The organism is Butyrivibrio sp. AD3002 (assembly GCF_000420905.1).
GTDB lineage: Bacteria > Bacillota > Clostridia > Lachnospirales > Lachnospiraceae > Butyrivibrio.
Window position 1 is genome coordinate 1 of sequence record NZ_ATVV01000053.1, and the last position, 8,579, is coordinate 8,579.

Here is an 8,579-nt window from a genome sequence, read left to right on the forward strand (position 1 = left end):
TACTCTGGCACGTTCTATCAGTTCAGGATCGTTCTCATCGGAAAGCAGTTCTTCAAATAAAGGCATGAACAGCTTTCCTTTATAATCCTTATCCGGCCATATAATATCTACATCATAGTTCCCCAGCCTAAATCTATCCGGACATCCTACGCATTCGATATCTGTAATTCTATGAACCATATCCTTTATATCAACAAAAAATGCATGCAAAGTATCAAGCCTGTATGGCTTCCCTATCAGTTTCAGATATGCATAGTACATTATTGTATCCCTAAAAAATATATCCGTATCATATACGCCTTTATCTCTGTAGATATATCTTGGCAAATATATCTTTTTGAATTTAAAGTCCTTACACCAGTTATGTATCTCAGAAATGCCGTTGTAATGATCAACATCAAAATGTATGATCAACAATGAATCCTTACCGCTTGCCAAGTCGTCAAGAACTCTATCAGCAGCAGTCCATCAGCCTTCACCAAATTTTGCTCCGCAGTCAACCAGAAGCTTTTCATACGGATTTTTCTCATCATAATTTCTTATATTGCTTGTAATGACTGGTATATACGATTATTGATCATAATTGTAGTCCTTCATCACCCTTTAATGCGTTAAAATGTTACATTGACACCCATATATGCGCATAGTAAAATAGATGCAGTCGATAAAAAGTATGTATTACTTATTCGGCTACTACTAGAAAGAGAACATAGGACATTAAATGTTCTTAAATAAGCTAAAGAGAAGGCTAGTGATGTTTCTGGTTTTTCCAGGAAAGGTTCGCTAGCTTCTTTTTATAACAAATAGTTCTCCTGCAAATCCAGACACAATACACATCGTTCTGCATTAGTTTCATGAGCAATCTCGTCAGGATACTTTTCAAATATATGTTTGCATGCAATCCTTAGTTCATCTACAGATAATGTATTTATATTCTTCAGAACTGCCATTGCTGTTTTCCTGCAATTCGGTGCTACCTTCATATATTCATATAATTCATCAAAGCTAATAAAAGCCGGCACATTTTTAAGCGTTTTTGCAACATTTTGAGATATTATTTTGTCCAGTCTGTTATGAGCTTCTATATATGAATGCAATTTACCATCACCCGGAATATTTTGTCCCTTTACATATTTGAAAACAGGCAGAAGCCTTGTAATGGCAATATTTTTTAACCTCTCACAGCACATAAACTCAGCATCAAACTTTTTATTGTCATATATAACATCCTCAAAGATAAGCTTGTCTTCCAGCAACCCATAGCCATACTTATTCAGTATGTTTTCTCGGTATCCAATAGCTATAGCAAGAGGCTTAGCGGATAAATCCATATTTGCAAGATCGTCAATCCCAACAATTATTGATTGAGCTTCCTTAGACGACATGTTCTGGTCAACAATAGTCTTTACTACTTTTCGTGTCTCTCTGACTCTGACAGGTGACATTCCCGGGGTAATCTCACCTAATTTTTCATATACAGCACCATAATTGTCGGTCTGTATTTCTATAAATGGTATTTCTACATTATTCTTTGTCGTAATCGTTCTCTCTATTTCTATAAGTTTCTTTTCACCACGCTTATAACTGACAAAAACAAAGTGTTTTCTTATGTTATCCAATTGTTCCTTTGATAAACAACTCAAAAAATCTCCAATGATTTCTCTTACATCTTCATCAGTAAAAGAATACCCCATGAATATGATTGGGGACTCCGCAAAAAGAGTCAGCATTTTCGCAATTATCAGTTTTCTTGATTCCTTAAAATGATCATAATCATCTTTTGTTATGATTATTGACTCAGCATCTGTGGCACTTCCATGAATCTTGTATATTTCCGCAATGCCATAGCTATCTGCCGAAAATAATTCATGCTGTCGCACAAAGACTTTGAAATCCTTCGAAAACACGTGCTCTTCCAAAAACGTATCATAGTTTGTTGTAATCACCGCAGAAATTTTATTCTTCAGTTTTTTGAGCTTATCCATTTCATCCACAAGTTCAGCGGATGTATTAACTCTCTGCTTCTTAAATAAATCAGCTAAATACATTTTATAGGGTGATATCCCTCGCTTTACCCAACTTGGATTCTTCTTGTTCCCAATATTTAAAACAATCTGCCTGTCAAAGAATGCTCGGTTAAATTCTTCCTCAATAAGTGTTCCCAGGTAAATATTTGTATCAAAACATGTCATTCCCTTTCGTTTACAACTATCAATATGCTTTTGATATTGGAAAGGATCAGAATCAAATTTAGAAAATGATGATGCTAATAATTCCTCCCAAGAAGGGTATTTATATAAATATCTTTTTGATATTCCAGAACCAATAAATAAAACCGGTAACCTATTTGTCTTAACAACTTCATCTAAAATTCCCATAATTTACTCCATTTTATCTTTCCTATTGCAATATAATCTTCAGTTCCATCAACCTCTCATAATTAACTGCCGTCTTAAACACGTCATTATAGAACTGTTTACTTTTAAGCAGCTCAGATCTGATATCAAAGTGCTTATACATGTTGAAGATATGCACTTTCTCATCTGATTTGGTGATGTATATATTGTCCTGGCGATTGAAAAGGTCCAATATCTCACAATAATGAGTCGTGAAGATAAGCGTCGCATTTTTTCTGTTAACAGTTTTGTCTTTATATAAGCTGATAATGTTTTCCACCAGTGTCTTATGGAAGTGGTTTTCTATTTCATCAATCATAAGATCATAATGTATCCTCTTACTATCTATCCAAGATCTCATTTAGCGTTGTTATCCATGTCGTATCCGCATCACCAAATGAAGAAACCAATTTATTGAAATTCGAACTTCCAACAATTGATCCATCAGTTGCAATTTTGCCAATATGTTCCTTCATAACATCAAAGTTATCACTGGTAACATATTTCATGATTTCATCAATCTGATCTACTCTACCTTTATAATCCTTAATTCCTGTGTATTTCTCAATCAGCGAAGCATTTGTCTTCTTTGCCGGTGATTTGATTATTTCGTCAGTCCAGTGTTTGGAAACCACCTGCAATGTACACGGATTGGCAAATATCACAACTTCGTCAGCAGCATTATCAACACCGTGGAATTCATTGATTTTTCGTTTAATATCCTCATATTGCTCATATGGTTTCTTTTCAGTATCACAAAACACCAAAACAGCTTCATAAAAACCATTCTGATATCTATCCTGATAACGCGCAGGTATGTTGCCATTACCCTCTGCATTCACCAGAGAAATCTCATATATCTCATTCCACACATGAAGCTCATTCAGCCTTTCCAAATACTTGTACTCTTCACTACCTTCACATATAATGCATATCCTATGTTTATTTGAGATATTAGGAAGTCTATTCGCCATCAACGTTATCCCCCTTAACGTTTCCCTTGATTCCCAGAAGCGTATTTATCAATTCAGGTTCAGGCAATGCGGCAAAAGCTCCCTTACGGTATTTTTCTATGATATCTGACGTATCTCTAACTCCATTCTCTGCAGTAAAATCGGCAAGCGAATATACATAAACTCCATTATCATCTTTATCAACAAACCATATCTGCTCTTTTCTGAATAGGCGTTTGCAGTCCATAAGATTAATATCATGAACCGTACAAATCAGCTGAGCATCCGTATTGAGCTCATTATTAAACATAGCAACTGTCGCTCTTGTAAGTTTAAAGTGAATACTGCTATCAAGCTCATCTATAACAAGTATCCTTCCCTGCTCCAACGCTTCTATTACGTAGCTTGCCATCGCTGCTATTTTCTTTGTACCCGTTGAATCAAAGAGCATACTGGGGACATGAACTCCTTTATATGTGGATACCAGTCGGATCTGATCCATAAGCTTGTCAGGCAGATCCAGAACTTCTTCCTCTGGTTTTTCCTTCGTGTCACCTCTTTTAAGCTTTATCTCGTCCATCTCCACATATTCGAAATTATCCATGTAGAGGTCTGCATTTTTAATAAATCCAACAACATTTTCCCGGAGCTTATTCTTATTTTTCATAAGTTCAATCGTATGCTCCATAGGTATATTGTTCATGTTTATAATATCTATTTTTTCTGCAAGGCCGATCAGAATGCGCTTTATTTCATCTGTATGTGCAAACTTGCTTGTATCGATCAGATTGAATATTACATTATTTTTGGCGACAACAGACATCATTGTCAGTAATTCCGCATCGGCACAGGTATATTCATCCAACAAAGTATCACGTCTAAGCCAGCATATTTCCTTCTCATTGTTATACTTGTCCTTAAGAATTTCCATAAATGACTCATAAACATACTCTTCTTTTTCTGCATCATATTTAAAATCATAGGAGAACTTTCTACCATCGCTCAAAAAAGTAATCCCCAACTCACAAATATTACTTTCAGTGAAAATATTTGCCATCAGTCCATTTTGTTTATTTAGTAATACGTTTCTGATTGCTTTAATACACCTGATAAGACATGTTTTACCCGAATTATTAGGTCCATATATTCCTACTGTCTTAAGAACATTAAAATTATTTTCTCTATGCACATTTGATGCAAATTTTTTATTTCGCATGTCTGCTTTCATTGAAAACACTATCTGTTCATCAAAAGCAAAACAATTCTTTGCTCGTATCTCTATAATCATCGATTTTCCCTCCAAAACAGTCTTGTGTATTTTTAATTATAGCACTAATTATTTTTCATGCAATATTTTTACATTAAATATATTTATTGCTAAATCCTTTGAAATATGACAATTCGCAATTAAAGATCCCTGACAATAATTAAAAAAGACACTTTTTAGAATTTCTTCTAAAAAGTGTCTAAAATAAGCAATTAACTTTTATACAAAGCTATTGTGGCAATTACTCTGCCTCGTAAGGCATAAGTGCAAGATGTCTTGCACGCTTGATAGCAGATGTAAGCTCTCTCTGGTGCTTAGCGCAGTTGCCTGTGATACGTCTGGGAAGGATCTTTCCGCTCTCGGAAACAAACTTCTTCAGCTTAGCTGTATCTTTGTAATCAATAACATTGTCTTTTCCACAGAAAACGCAAACTTTCTTTCTTCTGTGCATACCACCTTTTCTTCTTACAGGAGAATCGGTTCTATCAGACTTATTGAAAGCCATTGTGGTACCTCCTTATCGAATTTCAGTTGACATCGCCTGATCATCACTTATGTGAACAATCACGGCAGATACTAATCAATTAATTGAACGGAAGTTCCTCATCAATTCCATCCGGAATATTCATGAAACCATCACCCGGATTAGAGTTACTGCTAGGAGCAGCATCAAATGAAGGTGCTGGCTGTGAACCTCCTGAGAATCCACCATTGCCGCCCTGAGCGTTCTTGCTCTCAGCAAATTCCTGATCCTCGACTACAACTTCTGTAGTGTATACTTTCTGGCCATCCTTATTGGTATAACTACCTGTCTGGATGCGGCCTGTTACGGCCATCTTGGTTCCCTTTTTCAGATACTTCTCAGCGAACTCACCAGCCTTGCCAAATGCTACGCAGTTGATAAAATCTGCTGTCTGACCATCCTGGTTGTTTCTGCTAAATCTTCTGTCTACTGCAAGTGTGTATCTTGCAATTGCAAGAGAACTCTCCCCCTGAGAATATCTCACCTCAGGATCTCTTGTTAAACGTCCCATAAGTATAACTTTATTCATATTTTTTCTCGTCCTTTTCTATTTAGGCCTCGTCCTGCTTAACAAGCAAATAACGAATGACGCCATCGACGATGCGGACACGCTTCTCGATATCAGCGGGAGCTGTAGGCTCTGCGTCGAAATGAATGAAATAATAGAAGCCTTCATTCATCTTGTCGATCTCGTAAGCAAGTTTCTTCTTGCCCCACTCATCAACATTTGTGATCTGTCCGCCGAATCTCTCGATCAAAGCCTTGCACTTGTCAACAGCTGCTGCTCTGGCATCATCTTCGATCTTTGCGTTAACGATAACGGCTAACTCATATTTTGTCATGCTTTCTTACCTCCTTTTGGTCTCTGGCTACCGTTTTCAGTACGGTAACAAGGAAATTATCACAGAGATATACTCTAGCACAAAAAATGAATTAGCGCAAGCAAAAATAAGTATATTTATGATAGTCAGAATTTCAAATGAATTGACTGAATATTCCCCTCATCAGAGCCCCTCATCCGTCAGCTTCGCTGACACCTTCCCCCGGAGGGGGAAGGCTTTTTGGATGCTTTCCCCCTAGGGGAAGGCTTTTTGGGTGCTTTCCCCCTAGTAGAAGGCTTTTTGGATGCTTTCCCCCTAGGGGAAGGCGATTAGAGTTGTCCGAAAACTTCGCCGATAGGGGCTTGGATTACGAGGTCGGCCTGGGAGTCGCGGGCGGTGGCCTGTTTGTTGATTAGAACAAGCTTGTGGCCGCGGTAGTAGTCGATTAGGCCGGCGGCGGGATATACGACAAGTGAGGTGCCGCCGATTATAAGTACGTCTGCATTGGCGATGTAGTTTACGGCTTTGCTCATTACGTCCATATCGAGTCCTTCTTCATAGAGGACTACGTCGGGTTTGATTCGACCGCCGCAGTCGCAGTAAGGGACGCCGTCGCACTCTGCCATGAAGTCAAAGTCGTAGAATTTTCCGCACTTTTCACAATAATTCCTGTGAACGCTGCCGTGGAGTTCCAGGACTTCCTTGCTTCCGGCAGCCTGATGAAGACCGTCGATGTTCTGTGTGATAACAGCCTTGAGCTTACCCTGTTTCTCCCATTCTGCGAGCTTTAAATGGGCCTTATTAGGCTCGATTCCCTTCACAAGGAGTTTATCCTTATAGAACCTGAAAAACTCCTCAGGAAGGCGCATATAAAAGCTGTGGCTAAGCATCTGTTCCGGAGGATACTTATAATGCTGATGATACAAACCATCTTCGCTTCTAAAATCCGGAACACCACTCTCCGTTGAAACACCGGCGCCGCCAAAGAAAACTATATTGTCACTGCCGTCAATTAATTCCTTTAACTCTCTGATCTTATCATCCATAGCTGCCCCCTTTTAAATACGATTAGAATCCAGCCTTCTTAAGCAAATCTGCGAGAGAAGTTGTAGCCTCTCCTTCGCTTTCAAATTCGATTTTTTCCTCGGTAATCTCTGTTGCTGCCACATCCTGCAAAGCCTTCATACTAAGACTGAGCTTACCGTCCTTTATAGCTGTAACCTTGACCTTAACCTTATCTCCTACCTTAAGAACTGCGCTGGGATGAGCAATTCTCTGATTGGATATCTGAGAGATATGCACAAGGCCTGAAAGTCCGTTTCCAAGATTGATGAAAGCACCGTAATCCTGAAGACTTTCAACCGTACCCTCTGTTACAAGTCCAACCTGTACATTGGATACCTTCTGAGCTCTCTCCTCGTCAGCTTTCTCCCTGAGGATCTCTCTTGCAGAAAGCACAAGCTTCTTATCCTTCTCATCTGCTGTGATTACTCTTACATCTATCTTTTTGCCCACAAAGTCCTTAAGTGCGTCCTCTTCGATGTAATTAAGTGAAAGTTTGGAAGCAGGTATAAATGCTCTGATACCCTCAAGGTAGCAAACAACACCGCTCTTAACAGCTTCGCTTATGGTAACAGTAACATTTTCCTTGCTCTCCAGAAGTGCCTTAAGCTTATCCCACGCAAGAACCTGGGTTGCTTCCTTCTTGGATAAAAGAATGTTGCCATTTCCATCATCAGTAGCAATAACTGTAGCCTCAATCTCATCGCCTACAGCAATATCAGTTCTGATATTGAATTTAGGGTCGTCACTGAGGTCCTCAGCCTTAATAACACCCTGTGTATAATACTTAATATCAAGGAGTACATATGTATCTTCCACACCGATTACGGTTCCGGTAAGAATATCTCCCTCTTTGATCTGTCTAAAAGATCTGTCAATCTCGTCTTTGAAATCTTCCATTGATTCCATTGTAAAAATTCCTCCCTCTTTCTTCACTAATTGGCAAATATATGCCTTTTTCCATCTGAAATAGATTATAACACCGCGGATATACCAAGAGCAAAATAAAAAAAGCCTTAAACGTTGCAAATACAACATTTAAGACTTGCTTATAAAGGTGACTGACGGATTTGAACCGACGATCAGGGAGTTGCAGTCCCACGCCTTACCACTTGGCTAAGTCACCATATGACTCCGACGAGGCTCGAACTCGTGTTACCGCCGTGAAAGGGCGATGTCTTAACCACTTGACCACGGAGCCGTGTTCCTGTCTTACAGGTTATTTCGGATTTCTCCGCTTTTTAGCTCCCCAAGTAGGACTCGAACCTACGACACTTCGGTTAACAGCCGAATGCTCTACCGACTGAGCTATTGAGGATTATCTGCCATCTGTATATGGCTTTTCCGTACCTTCAAAACCGAACACTGAATACTCATCTTAAATCCATTTCTCTCTGTTCTATATCCTTTTTGGACAAGCCCTCGACCTATTAGTACACATCAGCTGAACATGTTACCATGCTTACACCTTGTGCCTATCTACCTCATAGTCTCTAAGGGGTCTTACTGCCGAAGCAGGGATATCTCATCTTGAGGGGGGCTTCACGCTTAGATGCC

Annotated in this window: 10 protein-coding genes, 3 tRNA genes and 1 rRNA gene; all 14 read right to left on the reverse strand. The window is 38.9% G+C overall.

The window, feature by feature from the left end; translation table 11 throughout:
- Positions 1-438: hypothetical protein (locus G596_RS23165; RefSeq protein ID WP_044929230.1), on the reverse strand; the 438-nt coding region annotated here is incomplete at its 3' end.
- A 356-nt stretch (positions 439-794) separates the two neighbouring features.
- On the reverse strand, positions 795-2,378 hold the full coding sequence (locus G596_RS0119745; RefSeq protein ID WP_022763524.1) for an SIR2 family protein: 1,584 nt from the start codon (positions 2,376-2,378) through the stop codon (positions 795-797).
- Positions 2,379-2,400: 22 nt separating this feature from the next.
- Entirely contained in the window at positions 2,401-2,715 is a 315-nt protein-coding gene (locus G596_RS0119750; RefSeq protein WP_022763525.1) for an ATP-binding protein, read from the reverse strand.
- 22 nt (positions 2,716-2,737) lie between these two features.
- Positions 2,738-3,370, reverse strand: a complete 633-nt coding sequence (locus tag G596_RS0119755; RefSeq protein ID WP_022763526.1) for a hypothetical protein — start codon at positions 3,368-3,370, stop codon at positions 2,738-2,740.
- Positions 3,360-4,637: an AAA family ATPase gene (locus tag G596_RS0119760; RefSeq protein ID WP_022763527.1), complete on the reverse strand. Its 1,278-nt coding sequence runs from the start codon at positions 4,635-4,637 to the stop codon at positions 3,360-3,362. The genes G596_RS0119755 and G596_RS0119760 overlap by 11 nt, the downstream gene beginning before the upstream one ends.
- Before the next feature lie 220 nt (positions 4,638-4,857).
- Positions 4,858-5,121, reverse strand: coding sequence for a 30S ribosomal protein S18 (rpsR, locus tag G596_RS0119765; protein WP_022763528.1), 264 nt, complete (start codon positions 5,119-5,121; stop codon positions 4,858-4,860).
- A 79-nt stretch (positions 5,122-5,200) separates the two neighbouring features.
- Positions 5,201-5,668 (reverse strand): single-stranded DNA-binding protein, encoded by a 468-nt coding sequence (locus G596_RS0119770; protein WP_022763529.1) that lies wholly within the window; start codon positions 5,666-5,668, stop codon positions 5,201-5,203.
- A 22-nt stretch (positions 5,669-5,690) separates the two neighbouring features.
- Complete coding sequence (gene rpsF / locus G596_RS0119775; protein ID WP_022763530.1) at positions 5,691-5,981, reverse strand: 30S ribosomal protein S6; 291 nt, start codon at positions 5,979-5,981, stop codon at positions 5,691-5,693.
- A gap of 308 nt (positions 5,982-6,289) precedes the next feature.
- Positions 6,290-7,006: an NAD-dependent protein deacylase gene (locus tag G596_RS0119785; protein WP_022763532.1), complete on the reverse strand. Its 717-nt coding sequence runs from the start codon at positions 7,004-7,006 to the stop codon at positions 6,290-6,292.
- A 22-nt stretch (positions 7,007-7,028) separates the two neighbouring features.
- Entirely contained in the window at positions 7,029-7,931 is a 903-nt protein-coding gene (locus G596_RS0119790) for a S1 RNA-binding domain-containing protein (protein ID WP_022763533.1), read from the reverse strand.
- Positions 7,932-8,077: 146 nt separating this feature from the next.
- Positions 8,078-8,148 (reverse strand) — tRNA-Cys (locus tag G596_RS0119795).
- A 3-nt stretch (positions 8,149-8,151) separates the two neighbouring features.
- Positions 8,152-8,223 (reverse strand) — tRNA-Glu (locus tag G596_RS0119800).
- Positions 8,224-8,267: 44 nt separating this feature from the next.
- A tRNA-Asn gene (locus G596_RS0119805) sits at positions 8,268-8,340 on the reverse strand.
- 92 nt (positions 8,341-8,432) lie between these two features.
- Positions 8,433-8,579 (reverse strand): 23S ribosomal RNA (locus tag G596_RS0119810); the annotation flags it as partial.